Source organism: Streptomyces sp. NPDC051740 (assembly GCF_044453165.1).
Lineage (GTDB): Bacteria > Actinomycetota > Actinomycetes > Streptomycetales > Streptomycetaceae > Streptomyces > Streptomyces atrovirens.
In genome coordinates, this window is the sequence record NZ_JBITCL010000014.1 from 98,988 (window position 1) to 115,648 (window position 16,661).

The 16,661-nt window shown below is 72.6% G+C and carries 12 protein-coding genes; 8 read left to right on the forward strand and 4 right to left on the reverse strand.

The genetic code is table 11. The annotated features are described in order from the left end of the window. Nucleotides 1-323 precede the first annotated feature (323 nt). The 3 genes from ACIA6T_RS23340 to ACIA6T_RS23350 form a co-directional block, all read right to left on the reverse strand. Complete coding sequence (locus tag ACIA6T_RS23340; protein WP_399448385.1) at nucleotides 324-1,697, reverse strand: cryptochrome/photolyase family protein; 1,374 nt, start codon at nucleotides 1,695-1,697, stop codon at nucleotides 324-326. A 148-nt stretch (nucleotides 1,698-1,845) separates the two neighbouring features. After that, on the reverse strand, nucleotides 1,846-3,414 hold the full coding sequence (locus ACIA6T_RS23345; protein WP_399448501.1) for an SDR family oxidoreductase: 1,569 nt from the start codon (nucleotides 3,412-3,414) through the stop codon (nucleotides 1,846-1,848). A 161-nt stretch (nucleotides 3,415-3,575) separates the two neighbouring features. Further along, nucleotides 3,576-5,702 carry an MMPL family transporter gene (locus tag ACIA6T_RS23350; RefSeq protein WP_399448386.1) on the reverse strand — a complete coding sequence of 709 codons (2,127 nt, stop codon included), beginning with the start codon at nucleotides 5,700-5,702 and terminating at the stop codon, nucleotides 3,576-3,578. A 75-nt stretch (nucleotides 5,703-5,777) separates the two neighbouring features. Between ACIA6T_RS23350 and ACIA6T_RS23355 the strand changes: the two genes are divergently transcribed. From ACIA6T_RS23355 to ACIA6T_RS23370, 4 genes are all read left to right on the forward strand, one after another. Then, nucleotides 5,778-6,275, forward strand: a complete 498-nt coding sequence (locus tag ACIA6T_RS23355; RefSeq protein WP_399448387.1) for a MarR family winged helix-turn-helix transcriptional regulator — start codon at nucleotides 5,778-5,780, stop codon at nucleotides 6,273-6,275. 314 nt (nucleotides 6,276-6,589) lie between these two features. Next, nucleotides 6,590-7,474, forward strand: coding sequence for an SGNH/GDSL hydrolase family protein (locus tag ACIA6T_RS23360; protein ID WP_399448389.1), 885 nt, complete (start codon nucleotides 6,590-6,592; stop codon nucleotides 7,472-7,474). 185 nt (nucleotides 7,475-7,659) lie between these two features. Further along, nucleotides 7,660-8,133, forward strand: a complete 474-nt coding sequence (locus ACIA6T_RS23365; protein ID WP_399448390.1) for a pyridoxamine 5'-phosphate oxidase family protein — start codon at nucleotides 7,660-7,662, stop codon at nucleotides 8,131-8,133. A 330-nt stretch (nucleotides 8,134-8,463) separates the two neighbouring features. Continuing rightward, nucleotides 8,464-9,159: a response regulator gene (locus tag ACIA6T_RS23370; RefSeq protein ID WP_399448391.1), complete on the forward strand. Its 696-nt coding sequence runs from the start codon at nucleotides 8,464-8,466 to the stop codon at nucleotides 9,157-9,159. Nucleotides 9,160-9,186: 27 nt separating this feature from the next. On the opposite strand, the gene ACIA6T_RS23375 is transcribed toward ACIA6T_RS23370, so the two are convergent. Then, nucleotides 9,187-9,609 (reverse strand): pyridoxamine 5'-phosphate oxidase family protein, encoded by a 423-nt coding sequence (locus tag ACIA6T_RS23375; RefSeq protein ID WP_399448392.1) that lies wholly within the window; start codon nucleotides 9,607-9,609, stop codon nucleotides 9,187-9,189. 222 nt (nucleotides 9,610-9,831) lie between these two features. Between ACIA6T_RS23375 and ACIA6T_RS23380 the strand changes: the two genes are divergently transcribed. From ACIA6T_RS23380 to narI, 4 genes are read left to right on the forward strand one after another with little or no spacing between them, the layout of a single operon-like run. Continuing rightward, entirely contained in the window at nucleotides 9,832-13,524 is a 3,693-nt protein-coding gene (locus ACIA6T_RS23380) for a nitrate reductase subunit alpha (protein WP_399448502.1), read from the forward strand. Nucleotide 13,525: 1 nt separating this feature from the next. After that, nucleotides 13,526-15,226 (forward strand): nitrate reductase subunit beta, encoded by a 1,701-nt coding sequence (gene narH / locus ACIA6T_RS23385; protein WP_399448393.1) that lies wholly within the window; start codon nucleotides 13,526-13,528, stop codon nucleotides 15,224-15,226. Next, nucleotides 15,223-15,891 (forward strand): nitrate reductase molybdenum cofactor assembly chaperone, encoded by a 669-nt coding sequence (gene narJ, locus ACIA6T_RS23390; RefSeq protein WP_399448394.1) that lies wholly within the window; start codon nucleotides 15,223-15,225, stop codon nucleotides 15,889-15,891. The genes narH and narJ overlap by 4 nt, the downstream gene beginning before the upstream one ends. Beyond that, nucleotides 15,888-16,655: a respiratory nitrate reductase subunit gamma gene (gene narI, locus ACIA6T_RS23395; protein ID WP_399448395.1), complete on the forward strand. Its 768-nt coding sequence runs from the start codon at nucleotides 15,888-15,890 to the stop codon at nucleotides 16,653-16,655. Before narJ ends, narI begins: the two co-directional genes overlap by 4 nt. Nucleotides 16,656-16,661: the final 6 nt, after the last annotated feature.

Below are 16,661 nucleotides of genomic sequence, written 5' to 3' on the forward strand. Positions count from 1 at the left end.
CGCACCACCTGCGCCCGCACCGGACGGAGGCGGAAAACGGGCCTCGCGCTCGGAACCGCTGAGCTTCCCCGGAACCGGAGTGCCGCTGTCCGCCGTGCGCGTTCCCCGTTTCCCCGGGTGACGTCGAACGATCCGGTGCGTGCGACCCGCTTCGCGTACCCGGCGGCCCGTCGGGCGTTCGGAGCCACCACGGGGCCACCACGGGACGGGGCGCCTCGGGCACCGGGGCCGCCCGGGCCCTGCCTCGGCCGGTCGCCCGATGGCGCATGGCGGAACACCGGACGGGCCGGTCGCGGAGGAGCCGGTGAACGGCGCGTTCCCCCTCAGTCGCGACCGCGGGCGTGTGTGAAGCGTGCCAGCCCGTCGGAGAGGTCGATCAGCGGTTCGGGGTAGTCGAGGCGGGCGCGACGGTCCTCCGGGAGCCGCCAGGGCTCGTGCACGAAACGGTCGTCCACGTCGTGCAGTTCGGGCACCCAGCGGCGTACGTAGGCCCCTCGCGGATCGAAGCGTCTGCCCTGGACGACCGGGTTGAGGACGCGGTGCGGGCGGGTGTCCGTGCCGGTGCCCGCGGCCCACTGCCAGTTGAGCTGGTTGTTGACGACGTCGCCGTCGACGAGGAGGCCGAGGAAGTGCCGGGCGCCGATCCGCCAGTCCACGTACAGCGTCTTGGTCAGGAAGCTCGCCGTCAGCAGACGCGCCCGGTTGTGCATCCAGCCCTCGTGGCGCAGCTGGCGCATCGCCGCGTCGACGACCGGATAGCCGGTACGGCCCTCCCGCCAGGCGGCGATGTCCTCGGCGGCCTCCGTCTCGCCCCGCCACCGGTCGTGCCGGGTGCGGTAGTCGTGGGTGGACGCCTCGGGGCGTGCCGCCAGCACCTGGTGGTGGAAGTCCCGCCAGCACAGCTGCCGTACGAACGCCTCCGCGCCGAGGCCACCGTGCGCGCGGGCCCGCCGCACGAGCTCCGCCGCGGACAGCGCACCGAAGTGCAGAAACGGCGACAGCCGTGACGTCGCGTCGCCGGCCAGGTCGTCGTGCCGTTCCTCGTACGCGGACATCCCCGACCGCACCCACCGGGAGAACCGCTCCCGGCCGGCCTTCTCCCCTCCCGCGGGAAGGCCCGGGGAGAGACCGGGGAGCGTGTCGCGGGACGGCAGCGGCTCGCCCCGCACCCCGTCCGGCACGCGCACGGTGCGCGGCGGAGGGCAGACCTCCCGCAGGGGTTCGGCGGACCAGCGGCGGAAGTAGGGGGTGAACACCGCGTAGTGGTCGGAGCCGGACGGCGTCACCCGCCCGGGCTCGACGGCGGTGATCACGGCGTCGTGCACATGGAGGGCCACACCATGGGCGTCGAGCCGGCCGCGCAGCCGCTCCTCCCTGCGGTGGCCGTAGCCGGTCACCGCCGCGGCCATGTGGACCTCCGTGGCACCGCACCCGGCCGCGACCGCGCCGACCTCCCGGGCGACCGGTCCGCTGCGCACGATCAGCCGGCCGCCGCGCCGGCGCAGCGAGGCGTCCAGATCCGCCAGGCAGTCGGCGAGGAAGGCGTTGCGGTTGGGGGCGTCGAAGCCCGCCGCGTGCACGCCGGGATCACGGACGAACAGCGGCACCACCTCGTCGGCCGCCGCGAGCGCGGCGCGCAGCGGCGGATGGTCGTGCAGACGCAGATCCGAGGTGAACAGGACGACCGCGCAGGTCATGCAGGTACTCCCGGTGGGACGAGACGGCACTGCGGGAACCAGGGCCGGTGGGCCGGATCAGGACGCGGGGAGCCGCCGGCGGCCCGCCGGCGGCGCGTTCGCGACGAGACGCGGACGCGCCGCCTGTGCGGCCTCCGTACGGCACCACCTACTTGCGGAAGCCTCCGGCGGAGCCGGCGTGCCCGGCGGGGCCGGTCCGCGCTGCCTGTCCGCCGTACGCGCGCATGTCCTTGGCGGCGGCCCGCGCGATGTTGCGGGCCATGCCGCCGAAGACGACGGCGTGGAACGGCGAGACGCTCCACCAGTAGGCGTGGCCCAGCAGTCCGCGTGGGTGGAACAGGGCACGCTGGCGGTACCGTGTGCGGCCGTCGGCGTCCGTCTCGACGTACATCTCCAGCCAGGCGAGTCCGGGCAGCCGCATCTCGGCACGCAGCCGCAGCAGACGGCCCGGCTCGATCTCCTCGACGCGCCAGAAGTCCAGCGAGTCACCGACCCGCAGGCGCTCGGCGTCCCGTCGTCCGCGGCGCAGGCCGACCCCGCCGACGAACCGGTCCAGCCAGCCCCGGACCGCCCAGGCGAGCGGGAAGGAGTACCAGCCGTTGTCGCCGCCGATGCCCTCGATGACCTTCCACAGCGATGCGCGGGACGCGTCGACGGGCAGCTGCCGTTCGTCCTGGTAGAGGCTGCCGCCGGCCCAGTCGGGGTCGGTGGGCAGCGGGTCGCTGGGGGCGCCGGGCACGGCCGCGGACGACCAGCGGGTGGCCACCTGGGCGTCCCGGACCTTGCGCAGCGCCAGGGCCAGCGCCTCGTCGAAGGGCAGCGGCCGGCCCGGAGGGTCGGGCACGTACCGGGCGATGTCGTGTTCCCGGCAGACGACCTCGTGGCGCAGCGACTCGGTCAGCGGCCGGGCGATGGCGGCGGGCACCGGGGTGACCAGGCCCACCCAGTGGCTCGAGAGCCCGGGGGTGAGGACCGGCACCGGCACGACGATCCGCCGCCGCAGCCCGGCGACCGCGGCGTAACGGCGCATCATCTCCAGGTAGGTCAGCACGTCCGGCCCGCCGATGTCGAAGGCCCGGTTGACGTCGGGCGGCATGGTGGCCGAGCCGACGAGGTAGCGCAGCACGTCGCGGATCCCGATCGGCTGGATGCGGGTGTGCACCCAGCTCGGGGTCACCATCACGGGCAGGCGCTCGGTCAGGTAGCGCAGCATCTCGAACGAGACCGACCCCGAGCCGATGACGACCGCGGCCCGGAGCACCGTGGCGGGCACCGGAGCGTCCAGGAAGACGCGCCCCACCTCGGCCCTGGAGCGCAGGTGCGGGGAGAGGGAACGCTCGGGTACGCCCGCCGGGGTGAGTCCGCCGAGGTAGACGATCCGCCGTACCCCGGCGGCGTGCGCCTGCTCGGCGAAGATCCGGGCGGCGCGGCGGTCGGTGTCCTCGAAGCCGGGGCCGGTTCCGAGGGCGTGCACCAGGTAGTAGGCGACGTCGACCCCGCGCATGGCCTCGGCGACGGAGGCGGCGTCCGTGACGTCACCGCGGACGGTCTCGGTGTCCTGGGCCCAGGGATGGTCGCGGAGCTTGCCGGGGGAGCGGGCCAGGCACCGCACCCGGTGACCGGCCCGCAGCAGTTCGGGCACCAGACGTCCGCCGACGTATCCGGAGGCCCCGGTGACCAGGCAGCGCAGCCGCTCGCCGTTCTGCTGTCCGTCCATGTCCGCCACGAGTGCTCCTCTCAGGTGTGCGGTACGACTTCCCTCTTGTGTCCGATCATGAGTGCGGCGGTCACGGTGCGCATGGGCGTCTTCCGCCGAACGCGCCCGGCAGCGGGCCCCGGCCCGCGTCGGCGCCGCTGCCGGGCCGCGCACCGCTCAGGTCACCGCCGCGGTCCGTACGCCGACGGCTTCGGCTCCCCGGTGGGCGCGGTGTCCTCGCGTGCCAGGGCGCTGGGCCACCACGCGCGGGGGCCGATGTCGATAACAAGCGCGGGCACCAGCAGCGAGCGGACCACGAGCGTGTCGAGCAGTACGCCGAAGGCCACGATGAAGGCGATCTGTACGAGGAACGCCAGCGGGATGACCGTCAGGGCCGCGAACGTGGCGGCCAGCACCACACCCGCCGAGGTGATCACGCCGCCGGTCGAGGTCAGTCCGCGCAGCACACCCTGCCGCGAGCCGTGCGCGAGCGCCTCCTCGCGCACCCGGGACATCAGGAAGATGTTGTAGTCGACGCCGAGGGCCACCAGGAACACGAACCCGTAGAGCGGAACGGACGCGTCCGTCCCGCTGAACCCGAGGAGGTGCTCGAAGACGAGGGAGGAGACCCCCAGCGTCGCCAGGAAGTTGAGCGCGACGGTCGCCACCAGCAGCACCGGTACGAGCAGCGAGCGCAGCAGCAGCACGAGGATCAGCAGGATGATGCCGAGCACGACGGGGACGATCACCGTGCGGTCGTGCGCGGCGGTCCGCTGGGTGTCGTACTGCTGTGCCGTGTACCCGCCGACCAGGGCGTCGGCCCCGGGGACGGCGTGCACGTCGTCGCGCAGCCGCTCGATGGTCTCCTTGGCCGCGTCGCTGTCCGCCGCCGCGTCCAGCGTGGCGTCGATGCGGACCCGCCCGTCCACGACCTGCGGCTCACCGGCACCGGGCCGCCCGGAGGCGGAGACCGCGCCCGCCGACGCCACGCCCGCGGTGTCCTTCGCGGCGGCCGTCACCGCGTCGGCACGGCCGGCGTCGGCGATGATCACGGCCGGGTTGCCCGAGCCGCCGGGGAAGTGCTCGCCGAGCGTCTCCTGGGCGGCGACGGAGGGGGCGTCGTTCACGAAGATCTCGTCGAGCGGTACGCCCTTCGCGGACAGCGTGGGCGAGAAGGCCGCCAGGGCGGCGAGGACGAGCCCGGTCACGACCCAGGTGAGGCGTGGCCGCGCGTCCACCCGCGCGGCGACCCGGCGCCACACCGCGTGGCCCTCCGCGGACGCGTCCGACGCCTTCGGGCGGGACGGCCAGTAGGCGGTACGGCCGAGCAGGGCCAGTACGGCCGGCAGGAAGGTGAGGGTGGTGAGCACGGCGCACACGATGCCGATGGCACCGACCGGCCCGAGGGCGCGGTTGTTCGTGAGGTCACTGGCGAGCAGGGCCAGCAGCCCGAGCGCCACGGTGGCGGCGCTCGCGGTGATCGCGCCGAACGAGCGCCGCACCGCCGCCAGGGCGGCCTCGGCCCGGTCCCCGCGCACGGCGAGTTCCTCGCGGAAGCGCGCGGCCAGCAGCAGGGCGTAGTCGGTGGCGGCACCGATCACCAGGATGGACAGGATGCCCTGCACCTGTCCATCGACGCGGACCACGTCCCGCTCCGCCAGCGCGTAGACGACGGCACAGGCCAGTCCCAGGGCGAAGACGGAGCCGAGGATGATCAGGAACGGCAGCAGGACGCTGCGGTAGACGAGCAGGAGGATCACCAGCACGGCGGCGAGCGCCACGCCCAGCAGCAGTCCGTCGATGCCCGCGAACGCGTCCGACAGGTCGGCCTGGCTCGCGGCCGGGCCGGCGATCTGCGCCTCGGTGCCCGGCACCTTCCCCGCCGCCGCGCGCACCTCGTCGAGGACCGTGGGCAACTCCTCGCCCAGCTCGGGCTCGAGCTGGACGACGGCCTGGAGGGCCTGACCGTCCTCGGAGGGCAGGGCCGGTGACGGCCGGCCGACGATCCCGGTGCTTCCGGTGAGCGCGCCGACGGAGTCGGTGGCGGCTGCCCGCTGCGCCTCGGTGATCCGGTCCCCGTCCGCCGTCCAGACCACGATGGCCGGCAGGGTCTCGGACTGGTCGAACGCCTCACGCTCCTCGAGGACCTTGGTGGACTCGGCGCTCTGCGGCAGGAAGGAGGCCTGTTCGTTGGTGGCCACCTCGCCCAGTTTGCCCGCGTACGGCCCGAGCGTTCCGCCCACGCCCAGCCAGACCAGCAGGAGAACGAGGGGCACGGTCCACCGGGCCCAGCGCGGTGTGGTTCTCATGAACATCCTCAACAGGGGGAAGAAGTGTGTCGATGAATGAGTATCTCAATGATTGAGTGATCCTATACTGGGGTCATGAGTGGCCCGGACACCCCTTCGACACCTCTTCCAGTGGACGACCCGACGGGGTTGCAGTCGTTCGCCGTGTTGTTGCGTCGGATGAACAACGAGTTCAACCGCGTCGCTCAGGAGTTCGCCCACGCGCACGGCCTGCACCCCACCGATGTGCAGGCCCTGATCGCGATCCTGGACGCCGATCCGGACGGTACGGGCGAGCCCATGACGCCCGGCCGGCTGCGCAGGCAGCTCAACCTCACGTCCGGCGCGGTCACCGCGTGCGTGGACCGGCTGGAGCGGGCGGGGCACATCCACCGGGTCAGGGCCGCCGACGACCGTCGCGTGGTCCACCTGCACTTCGCGGCGGCGGCCAGAGGGCTGGCCAGGGAGTACTTCCGGCCGCTCGCGCGGAGCACCGACACCGCGCGGGGCCGTTTCACGCCCGACGAGCTCACGGTCATCGTCCGGTTCCTCGGTGAGATGAACCGCGAACTCGTCCTGCTGCGCCGCGACTGAGCGGCATCGCGACGGGCGCGCCGTTCGTCCTGGGCGGCTTCACCCGCGTCGCTCCCTACGGGCCGGGTCCGGCGCCCGACGCGGCGATGCGCGCCCCCTGTGTGCGCACTGCGCCGGCCGACGGGAAAGTCCCGGCCCGCCACGCCGGACGGCGCCAGTAGTCGTACCGGCTGCGGCGAGCACCAGGGGCCGTGCCGCACGCCGTCATCCGGCGGGAGTACCGAGCGGCGGTCCGCCGTGCGGCGGCATGCCCGCTCGGGCATGCTCATCGCGAGGCATACCCATACATTCCGACCCGCCGGACGGAGGCGTCCTTGAAGACGACCCTGCGCAGAGCCCTGGCCATCGCGCTGTCCACCGGTGCCCTGTCGGCCGCGGCACCGGTCACGGCCGCGTCGGCCGAGGCCGAACCCCCGCGGTACGTCGCGCTCGGCGATTCCTACGCGGCCGCGCCGCTGGTGCCGCCGCCCGACCCGGCCGACCCGATGTGCCTGCGTTCCCTGGCCGGCTATCCGCGCATCGCGGCCGAGGCCCTCGGCGCGCACCTCACCGACGTCACCTGCTCCGCCGCCACCACCGGCCACCTGAGCACGTCCCAGTACCCGGGCACCGCCCCCCAGTACGACGCGCTCACGCCCGCCGCCGACATCGTCAGCATCACCATCGGCGGCAACGACGCCGACGTCTTCGGCGAAGCGCTGGACTGCGTCAACTTCCTGCCCCCGCCCCACGGCATCAGCTGCGCGGAGGAGAACACCGCGGGCGGTACCGACAGGATCAGGGCCCGCATCGACGCCTGGGCGCCGGTCTTCGGCACCGTCCTGGACGAGATCGCCCGGCGCGCGCCGAACGCCGAGGTCTTCGTCGTCGGTTACGGCAACTACCTCCGCACCGACGGCTGCCACCCCGCCCAGCCCTTCTGGAAGCAGGACGCCAACTACATCCAGGGCGTGGTCGACCACCTCGGCGCCGTCCTGAGACGCACGGCCGAGGAGCACGGCGCCGCCTTCGTCGACACCTACACCCCGGGGATCGGACACGACATCTGCGCCGCCCCCGCCGACCGCTACATCGAGGGCCTGGTCCCCACCCGCCCGGCCGCACCCCTGCACCCCAACGCCGCGGGGGCCCGGGCCGTCGGAGACGCCCTGGCCACGGCCGTCCGCGGGACGGACACCGCGCTCCCGAAAGCCTCGTAGTCCCCGCGGCGTGAGCGGCGGAGGTGTCCGGAGCACGCGGCACGGGCCGGAGCGCGGTGCCCGTGACGGCCGGGCCGTTCTCCGGGGGAAGCGGGACCCTCGGCCCTCATCTTCCGGCCCCGCCCGGTTCAAGGTGGAAGGAGGAAGGACCGCCGCACCGGACGAAGGGCGAAGGAGGGCCGGCGATGTACCCCAATGACGGTTTCCGTGAACTCGGGCGGCAGGAGTGCCTGGAGCTGATGGCCGGAGTGCCCGTCGGCCGTGTCGTCTTCACGCGCCGGGCCCTGCCCGCCGTGCTGCCCGTCAACTTCCGCCTGGACGACGACGGCGCGGTCCTGCTGCGTACCGCCGCCGGTTCGGAACTGGTCCGCGCGGTCGACGGCGCGGTGGTCGCCTTCGAGGCCGACGACGTGGACGCCGCCCGGCGGTCCGGCTGGAGCGTCGTCGTCACGGGCCCGGCCACGGTGGTGACCGACCCCGCCGAACACCGGCGCCTGGCCCGCACCGGACCGGTCTCCTGGGCGCCCTCGGCACGGGAGGTCTTCGTCCGCGTCGAGGCCGAGCTGGTCACCGGACGCGAACTCGTCGGCGGACGCTCCCTGTACGGGGTGAGCGTCTCCGACTGGCGTGGTGATCCCCTGTGCGGCTCGGGGACGTGAGCCGATCGCCCCCGTGCCCCGGTGCCGAACAGCGGGAGCCGCCGGCCCTCGTGGCGCGTCCCTCCGGACGCCGGCCGGTGAGCTCCCACGACCTCACCGAGGAGGGTGCCCGACGTCGCCGGGCGCCGGGCGCGCGTGACAACCGGCCACGGAATCACCACGGATCGCTGATCCGGCCGGTGACCCCGGCGGTCGCGGACGGATGACGGCCGCCGGCCGGCCAGTGGGGCCGATCGGCCCTGGCCTCCCGGTCCGGGATTGCGCAAGATGTGAGGGCCGGGGGATTTCGGACGGCGTGGACGATCACACAGCGCGGAACAGGAGCAATCGATGGCGGACGGCGAGCAGCCCGGACCCGACAGCCCGATCCGGGTCTTCCTGCTGGACGACCACGAGGTGGTCCGGCGAGGGGTGCACGACCTGCTGAACGACGAACCGGACATCACCGTGGTCGGCGAGGCCGCCACCGCGGAGCAGGCCCTGGTCCGCGTTCCCGCCCTGCGCCCCCAGGTCGCGGTCCTGGACGTACGGCTGCCGGACGGGGACGGGGTGAGCGTGTGCCGCGAGCTGCGCTCGGCCATGCCGGACCTGGCCTGTCTGATGCTGACCTCGTTCGACGACGAGGAGGCCCTGCTCGACTCGATCATGGCCGGCGCCTCCGGATACGTACTGAAGCAGATCCGCGGCTCCGACCTGGTGACCGCCGTACGCACGGTGGCCCGCGGCCAGTCGCTGCTCGACCCGAGCGCCACCACCCGGCTGATGGCGCGGCTGCGCGGCGGACAGCAGAAGGAGGAGGAGCAGCCGGACCCGCTGCCCGGGCTGACCGAGCGGGAGCGCGAGATCCTGGCCCTGATCGGTGAGGGACTGACCAACCGCCAGATCGGCCAGCGGCTGTACCTGGCCGAGAAGACGGTCAAGAACCACATCTCCCGGCTGCTGGCCAAGCTCGGCGTGGAGCGCCGCATCCAGGCGGCCGTCATCGCCACCCAGGTCCAGGACCGGCTCCGGCAGGAGGGCCGCTGACGGCACGCGCCGGCCGTCCGCCGCGGCTCACCGCCCGGCCGTCGCTCCCCCGATCCCGCGTCCGGTGACCACCTCGGCCTCGATGCGCACGAACACCGTCTCCCGCAACGGCATCCACGAGGCCGGACCGGTCCGTACGAGCCGTTCGTGCTCGGCCGGACCGGTCACCACGGCGGCCCGTCCGGTGACGATCACGCTCCAGCCGGAGCGGTTCTCCGCGTGGAACTCGTCCGCCTCGAAGGCGACCACGGCGCCGTCGACGGCGCGTACGAGGTCCGAGCCCGAGGAGGTGGCCAGGAGCACGGAGGCGTCCGTGTCCAGGGAGAAGTTGACGGGCAGGACCGCGGGCAGGGCCTGCCGGGTGTAGATCACACGGCCGACCGGCACCCCGGCCAGCAGACGGAGGCACTCCTGCCGGTCGAGCGCGCGGAAGGCATCGTTCTGGGACATCCCTCCATCGTGACCGCGAGCCCGGTGAGCCGGTAGGGCCGACCGGCCCTACCACCCGACCGGCTTCCTTTCCGTGTTCTTGGTGTGGTTGTTGACCTTCCCGGGGACGCGAGTCGTACAGTCGTGTGCGGTGTGACCGATCACGAATCGAACGGGCAGGCATGCCCGGAGCGGAGTGGCACGGTGAGCACGGAGACCGGCACGGCACGGGCCCGAGCGGGCATGGACGGCGAGCTGGCGGAGGCGCTGGTGCGCAGCCGCCGCTACTTCACCAGAGCCGAGGTCTCCGAGGATCTGCGCTCGCTGCACCGCAAGGGCGGCCGCCAGGCGGACGAGTTCTACCGGGACCGCTGGTCGCACGACAAGGTGGTGCGCTCCACCCACGGCGTGAACTGCACCGGTTCCTGCTCGTGGAAGGTGTACGTCAAGGACGGCATCATCACCTGGGAGGCCCAGCAGACGGACTACCCGTCCGTCGGCCCGGACCGCCCCGAGTACGAGCCGCGCGGCTGCCCCCGGGGAGCGGCCTTCTCCTGGTACACGTACTCGCCCACCCGGGTGCGCTACCCCTATGTGCGCGGTGTGCTGCTGGGGATGTACCGCGAGGCCAAGGCCCGGCTCGGCGATCCGGTGGCGGCCTGGGCGGACATCGTCGGCGACCCCGAGCGCTCCCGCCGTTACAAGCGGGCCCGCGGCAAGGGCGGTCTGGTGCGGGCGACCTGGGCCGAGGCGGCGGAGATGGCCGCCGCCGCGCACGTCCACACCATCAAGGAGTACGGCCCGGACCGGCTGGCCGGCTTCTCCCCGATCCCCGCCATGTCGATGGTCTCCCACGCCGCCGGGGCCCGCTTCTACTCCCTGCTCGGCGGGGTGATGCTCTCCTTCTACGACTGGTACGCGGACCTGCCCGTCGCCTCCCCGCAGGTGTTCGGCGACCAGACCGACGTACCGGAGTCCGGGGACTGGTGGGACGCCGGGTACCTGATCATGTGGGGCTCCAACCTGCCGGTGACCCGCACCCCGGACGCCCACTGGATGGCCGAGGCCCGCTACCGGGGCCAGAAGGTCGTCGCCGTGTCGCCGGACTACGCGGACAACGTGAAGTTCGCCGACGAGTGGCTGCCCGCGCAGCCCGGCACGGACGGCGCGCTGGCGATGGCCATGGGGCACGTCGTCCTCAAGGAGTTCTTCGCCGACCGGGAGACGCCGTACTTCACCGACTACGTCAAGCGGTACACGGACCTGCCGTTCCTGGTGACCCTGGACGAGGCGACCGGGGACGGGGCGGAGCCGGGCACGTACACGCCGGGCAAGTTCCTGACCGCCGCGGACCTCGGCGGCGCGCACGCCCGGGCCGAGCACGCGGAGTTCCGGACGGTCCTGCTGGACGAGGCCACGGGTGCGCCGGTGGTGCCGAACGGAACCCTCGGCGACCGCTTCGGCGAGTCCGGCGCCGGGAAGTGGAACCTCGACCTCGGTGACACCCGGCCCCTGCTGTCCGCCGAGGGCGACGGCGAGGCGCCGGTCGCCGTCGAACTGCCCCGCTTCGACGCCCCCGACGGCGGCGCCGCACGCCTGAGGCGCGGGGTCCCCGTGCGCCGGGTCGCCGGGCGGCTGGTCACCACGGTGTACGACCTGCTGCTGGCCCAGTACGGCGTGGCCCGCGAGGGGCTGCCCGGGAGCTGGCCCACCGGCTACGACGACGCGAGCGAGCCGTACACCCCGGCCTGGCAGGCCGCGATCACCGGCGTGGACGCGGGCCGGGCGGCGCGGATCGCCCGTGAGTTCGCCGCCAACGCGGAGGAGTCCCGCGGCCGTTCGATGATCGTCATGGGGGCGGGCACCAACCACTGGTTCCACTCCGACACCATCTACCGGGCGTTCCTGACCCTGACCACCCTCACCGGCTGCCAGGGCGTCAACGGCGGCGGCTGGGCGCACTACGTCGGCCAGGAGAAGGTCCGCCCGATCACCGGCTACTCGACGATCGCGACGGCCTCCGACTGGAACCGTCCCGCCCGTCAGATGATCCAGACCGCCTACTGGTACCTGCACGGCGACCAGTTCCGCTACGACCCCTTCTCCGCCGACACCCTGGCCGCGGCGGGCGGCGGAGGCCCCTTCGCGGGGAAGACCACGGCGGACGTGATCGCGCAGTCGGCGCGGCTCGGCTGGATGCCCTCGTACCCGACCTTCGACCGCAACCCGCTGGACCTGGCCGACGAGGCCGACGCCGCGGGACGCCCGGCCGGCGACCACGTGGTGGAGGAACTCAAGGCCGGACGGCTGAGGTTCGCCGGCGAGGACCCGGACGCGCCCGAGAACTTCCCCCGGGTGCTCACCGTGTGGCGGGCCAACCTGCTCGGTTCCTCCGCCAAGGGCAACGAGTACTTCCTCAAGCACCTGCTCGGCACCGACCACGCGGTGCGGGCGGCCGAGGCGCCGCCCGACGCCCGCCCCCGGGACGTGGTGTGGCGGGAGGAGGCGCCCGAGGGCAAGCTCGACCTGCTGCTCACCCTCGACTTCCGGATGACCAGCACCACCGTCTACTCCGACATCGTGCTGCCCGCCGCCACCTGGTACGAGAAGTACGACCTGTCCAGCACGGACATGCACCCCTTCGTGCACTCCTTCAACCCGGCGATCGCCCCGCCCTGGCAGACCCGTACCGACTTCGACATCTTCCACACCCTCGCCGAGGAGTTCAGCCGCCAGGCCGCCGGCCACCTCGGCGTGCGCAAGGACCTGGTCGCCGCGCCGCTGCTGCACGACACCCCCGACGCGCTGGCCACCCCGCACGGCAGGGTGCGGGACTGGAAGGAAGGGGAGTGCGAGCCCGTTCCGGGCCGCACCATGCCGAAGCTGATCACCGTCGAACGCGACTACGCGGCCGTCGCCGACAAGATGGGCGCCCTCGGCCCCCTGCTGGACTCCCTGGGCGCCACCACCAAGGGCATCACCTTCAAGGTCGACAGCGAACTCGACTACCTGCGGCACAAGAACGGCACCGTACGCGGGGGAGCGGCCGACGGCCGCCCCTCGATCGCCCGTGACTCCCAGGCCTGTGAGGCGATCCTCGCCCTGTCCGGCACCACCAACGGCCACCTCGCCACCCAGGGCTTCCACACCCTGGAGGCCCGCACGGGCACACGGCTCGCCGACCTGGCGGCCGAGCACGAGGGCAAGCGGATCACCTTCGCCGACACCCAGGCCGCCCCGGTCCCCGTCATCACCTCGCCCGAGTGGTCCGGCTCGGAGACCGGCGGGCGGCGCTACTCCCCGTTCACCGTCAACGTCGAGCGGCTCAAGCCCTGGCACACCCTCACCGGCCGCCAGCACTTCTACCTCGACCACGACTGGATGACCGCCCTCGGCGAACAACTCCCCGTGTACCGGCCGCCGTTGAACATGCACGCGCTCTTCGGTGAGCCCCGCCTCGGCGAGACCGGCGAACTCGGCGTGACCGTGCGCTACCTGACCCCGCACAACAAGTGGTCCATCCACTCCGAGTACCAGGACAACCTCTTCATGCTGTCCCTGTCCCGGGGCGGCCCGTCCGTCTGGATGAGCACCCAGGACGCGGCGAGGATCGGCGTACGGGACAACGACTGGATCGAGGCCGTCAACCGCAACGGCGTCGTCGCCGCCCGCGCGATCGTCTCGCACCGCATGCCCGAGGGCACCGTGTACATGTACCACGCCCAGGACCGGCTCATCGACGTCCCCCGCACCGAGACCACGGGCCGGCGCGGCGGCATCCACAACTCCCTGACCCGGCTGCTGATCAAACCCAGCCACCTCATCGGTGGCTACGCGCAGTTGAGCTACGCCTTCAACTACCTCGGCCCGACCGGCAACCAGCGCGACGAGGTGACCGTCATCCGGCGCCGTACGAACCAGGAGGTGGAGTACTGACATGCGCGTCATGGCCCAGATGGCGATGGTGATGAACCTCGACAAGTGCATCGGCTGCCACACCTGTTCGGTCACCTGCAAGCAGGCGTGGACCAACCGCACCGGCGTCGAGTACGTGTGGTTCAACAACGTGGAGACCCGCCCCGGCCAGGGCTACCCCCGCCGCTACGAGGACCAGGAGCGGTGGCGCGGCGGCTGGGAGCTGAACAGGAAGGGCCGGCTCGCGCTCAAGGCCGGCGGCCGGTTCAAGAAGCTGATCACCATCTTCGCCAACCCCGTCCTGCCCTCCCTGGACGACTACTACGAGCCCTGGACGTACGACTACGAGACCCTGACCAACGCCCCGCTGCAGGAGCACACCCCGGTCGCCCGCCCCAAGTCCCTGATCACCGGCAAGGACATGAAGATCTCCTGGTCGGCCAACTGGGACGACGACCTCGGCGGATCGGCGGCGACCCGTGAGAAGGACGTCCTCCTCAACGAGGTCTCGGAGAAGATCAAGTTCGAGTTCGAACAGACCTTCATGTTCTACCTGCCGCGCATCTGCGAGCACTGCCTCAACCCCTCCTGCGCGGCCTCCTGCCCCTCCGGCGCGATCTACAAGCGCGAGGAGGACGGCATCGTCCTGGTCGACCAGGACAAGTGCCGCGGCTGGCGGATGTGCGTGACCGGGTGCCCGTACAAGAAGGTGTACTTCAACCACCGCACCGGCAAGGCCGAGAAGTGCACCTTCTGCTTCCCGCGCGTCGAGGTCGGCCTGCCCACCGTCTGCTCCGAGACCTGCGTCGGCCGGCTGCGCTACATCGGGCTCGTCCTCTACGACGCCGACAAGGTGCTGGAAGCCGCCTCCACCCCCGACGACACCGGCCTCTACGAGGCCCAGCGGCAGGTCTTCCTCGACCCGGACGACCCCGAGGTGATCGCCGCGGCGGAGCGCGCGGACATCCCCCGTGACTGGATCGAGGCCGCCCGGCGCTCGCCGGTCCACGCCCTGATCAACAAGTACAAGGTGGCGCTGCCGCTGCACCCGGAGTACCGCACCATGCCCATGGTCTGGTACATCCCGCCGCTCTCCCCGGTCGTCGACGCCGTACGGGACACCGGCCGGGACGCCGAGGACCACCGCAACCTGTTCGCCGCCGTCGACGCCCTGCGCATCCCCGTCGACTACCTCGCCCAGCTCTTCACCGCCGGTGACCCGGCCCCCGTGGACGCGGTGCTGCGCCGCCTGGCCGCCATGCGCGCCTACATGCGCGACATCAACCTCGGCCGCGAGCCGGACGCCGCCATCCCCGAGTCCGTCGGCATGGGCGAGGAGCAGATGTACGACATGTACCGGCTGCTGGCCCTGGCCAAGTACGACGAGCGGTACGTCATCCCGCCCGCCCACGCCGAACAGGCCCACAGCCTGGAGGAGCTGGCCACCGAGTGCAGCCTCGACTACGAGGGCGGCCCCGGCATGGGAGGCTCCGGCCCCTTCGGCGAGGCGTCCGGCGGCGCGGCGCCCATCGCGGTCGAGAACTACCGCGCCCTGCGCGACCGGCAGCTCTCCGACACCCACGCCGCCCCCACGGACAAGGCCGGCCGCGTCAACCTCCTGAACTGGGACGGCAAGAGCAGCCCACCCGGGCTCTTCCCGCCGAACCGGACCGAGCGGGGCGACAGCCCGGACAGCGGCGGGGAGGCCGAACCGAAGCCATGAGGAACAAACTCAAGCTCAGGCCCGCACAGCGCGTCCAGCCCTGGCACACCTGCGCCTGGCAGCTCCAGTCCCTGCTCCTCGGCTACCCCGACGAGCAGCAGGCCGGCCACCTCACCCTGGCCCGGCGGGCCGCCCCCGGACTGCCCGCCCCGGTGCGCGACCCCCTGCTCCGCTTCACCGAGCACGCCGAGAACACCGGCGCGGAGGCGCTGGCCACCGCCTACGTCGCCACCTTCGACCACCGCAAACGCTGCTGCCCGTACCTCACCTACTACGCCCACGGCGACACCCGCAAACGGGGCCTCGCCCTGGTCCGGCTGAAGCAGACCTACGCCAAGGGCGGCCTGCGGCTGACCGACGACGAACTGCCCGACCACCTCGCCGTCGTCCTGGAGTTCGCCGCCACCGACCCGGCGGCCGGACTCAAGCTGCTCACCGCACACCGGGCCGGCCTGGAACTGCTCCGCCTCGCCCTGCACGAGGAGAACTCCCCGTGGGCCGGCCTGCTGGACTCCGTCTCCGCGACCCTGCCCGCGCTCGCCGGTGACGAACGCGAGGCGGTCGCCCGGCTCGCCGCCGAGGGCCCGCCCGAGGAACAGGTCGGTCTCGACCCCTACGCGCCGCCCCAGTACACGCCCGCCCCGTCCGCCGGAGGCCCCCGATGACCGCATCAGCGCAAGCCGTCACCCTGGCGGTGGAGTCCGGTACCGGCGGCATCCTGCTGTGGATCGTGCTGCCGTACATCAGCCTCGCGGTCTTCGTCCTCGGCCACCTCTGGCGCTACCGCTACGACAAGTTCGGCTGGACCACCCGCTCCTCCCAGCTCTACGAACGGCGCCTGCTGCGCATCGGCAGCCCGCTGTTCCACTTCGGCGTCCTCGTCGTGGCGCTGGGCCACATCGGCGGTCTGCTCATCCCGGAGAGCTGGACCCACGCGGCCGGCATCAGCGAGCACACCTACCACGTCGTCGCGGTGGTCCTCGGCACCATCGCCGGCGTCTGCACGCTGGGCGGGCTGGCCATCCTGGTCTACCGGCGGCGCACCGTCGGCCCGGTCTTCTCGGCCACCACCGTCAACGACAAGGCGATGTACCTCTCCCTGACGGTGACCATCGGTCTCGGACTGGCCGCGACCGTGGCGGCGAACATCGTCGGCGGCGGCTACAACTACCGCGAGACCATCTCGCCCTGGTTCCGCTCGATCTTCTACTTCCAGCCCGACCCGGACCTGATGACCGGCACCCCGGTCCTCTTCCAGCTGCACGCCATCAGCGCCCTGCTGCTCTTCGCCGCCTGGCCCTTCACCCGGCTCGTCCACATGCTCACGGCCCCGCTGGGCTACCTCACCCGCCCCTACATCGTCTACCGCAGCCGCGACGTCCGGCTGGGCGCCCGCGCACCCCACCGGGGCTGGGAACGCACGGGCTGACCGGGC

Excerpts from the sequence above, each read along its gene's own strand:
- ACIA6T_RS23355 (WP_399448387.1), top strand. The coding sequence starts at position 5,778 with ATGAGTGGCCCGGACACCCCTTCGACACCTCTTCCAGTGGACGACCCG.
- ACIA6T_RS23345 (WP_399448501.1), bottom strand. The coding sequence starts at position 3,414 with ATGGACGGACAGCAGAACGGCGAGCGGCTGCGCTGCCTGGTCACCGGG.
- narJ (WP_399448394.1), top strand. The coding sequence starts at position 15,223 with ATGAGGAACAAACTCAAGCTCAGGCCCGCACAGCGCGTCCAGCCCTGG.
- ACIA6T_RS23370 (WP_399448391.1), top strand. The coding sequence starts at position 8,464 with ATGGCGGACGGCGAGCAGCCCGGACCCGACAGCCCGATCCGGGTCTTC.
- ACIA6T_RS23365 (WP_399448390.1), top strand. The coding sequence starts at position 7,660 with ATGTACCCCAATGACGGTTTCCGTGAACTCGGGCGGCAGGAGTGCCTG.
- narI (WP_399448395.1), top strand. The coding sequence starts at position 15,888 with ATGACCGCATCAGCGCAAGCCGTCACCCTGGCGGTGGAGTCCGGTACC.
- ACIA6T_RS23375 (WP_399448392.1), bottom strand. The coding sequence starts at position 9,609 with ATGTCCCAGAACGATGCCTTCCGCGCGCTCGACCGGCAGGAGTGCCTC.
- ACIA6T_RS23380 (WP_399448502.1), top strand. The coding sequence starts at position 9,832 with ATGGACGGCGAGCTGGCGGAGGCGCTGGTGCGCAGCCGCCGCTACTTC.
- ACIA6T_RS23340 (WP_399448385.1), bottom strand. The coding sequence starts at position 1,697 with ATGACCTGCGCGGTCGTCCTGTTCACCTCGGATCTGCGTCTGCACGAC.
- ACIA6T_RS23350 (WP_399448386.1), bottom strand. The coding sequence starts at position 5,702 with ATGAGAACCACACCGCGCTGGGCCCGGTGGACCGTGCCCCTCGTTCTC.
- narH (WP_399448393.1), top strand. The coding sequence starts at position 13,526 with ATGCGCGTCATGGCCCAGATGGCGATGGTGATGAACCTCGACAAGTGC.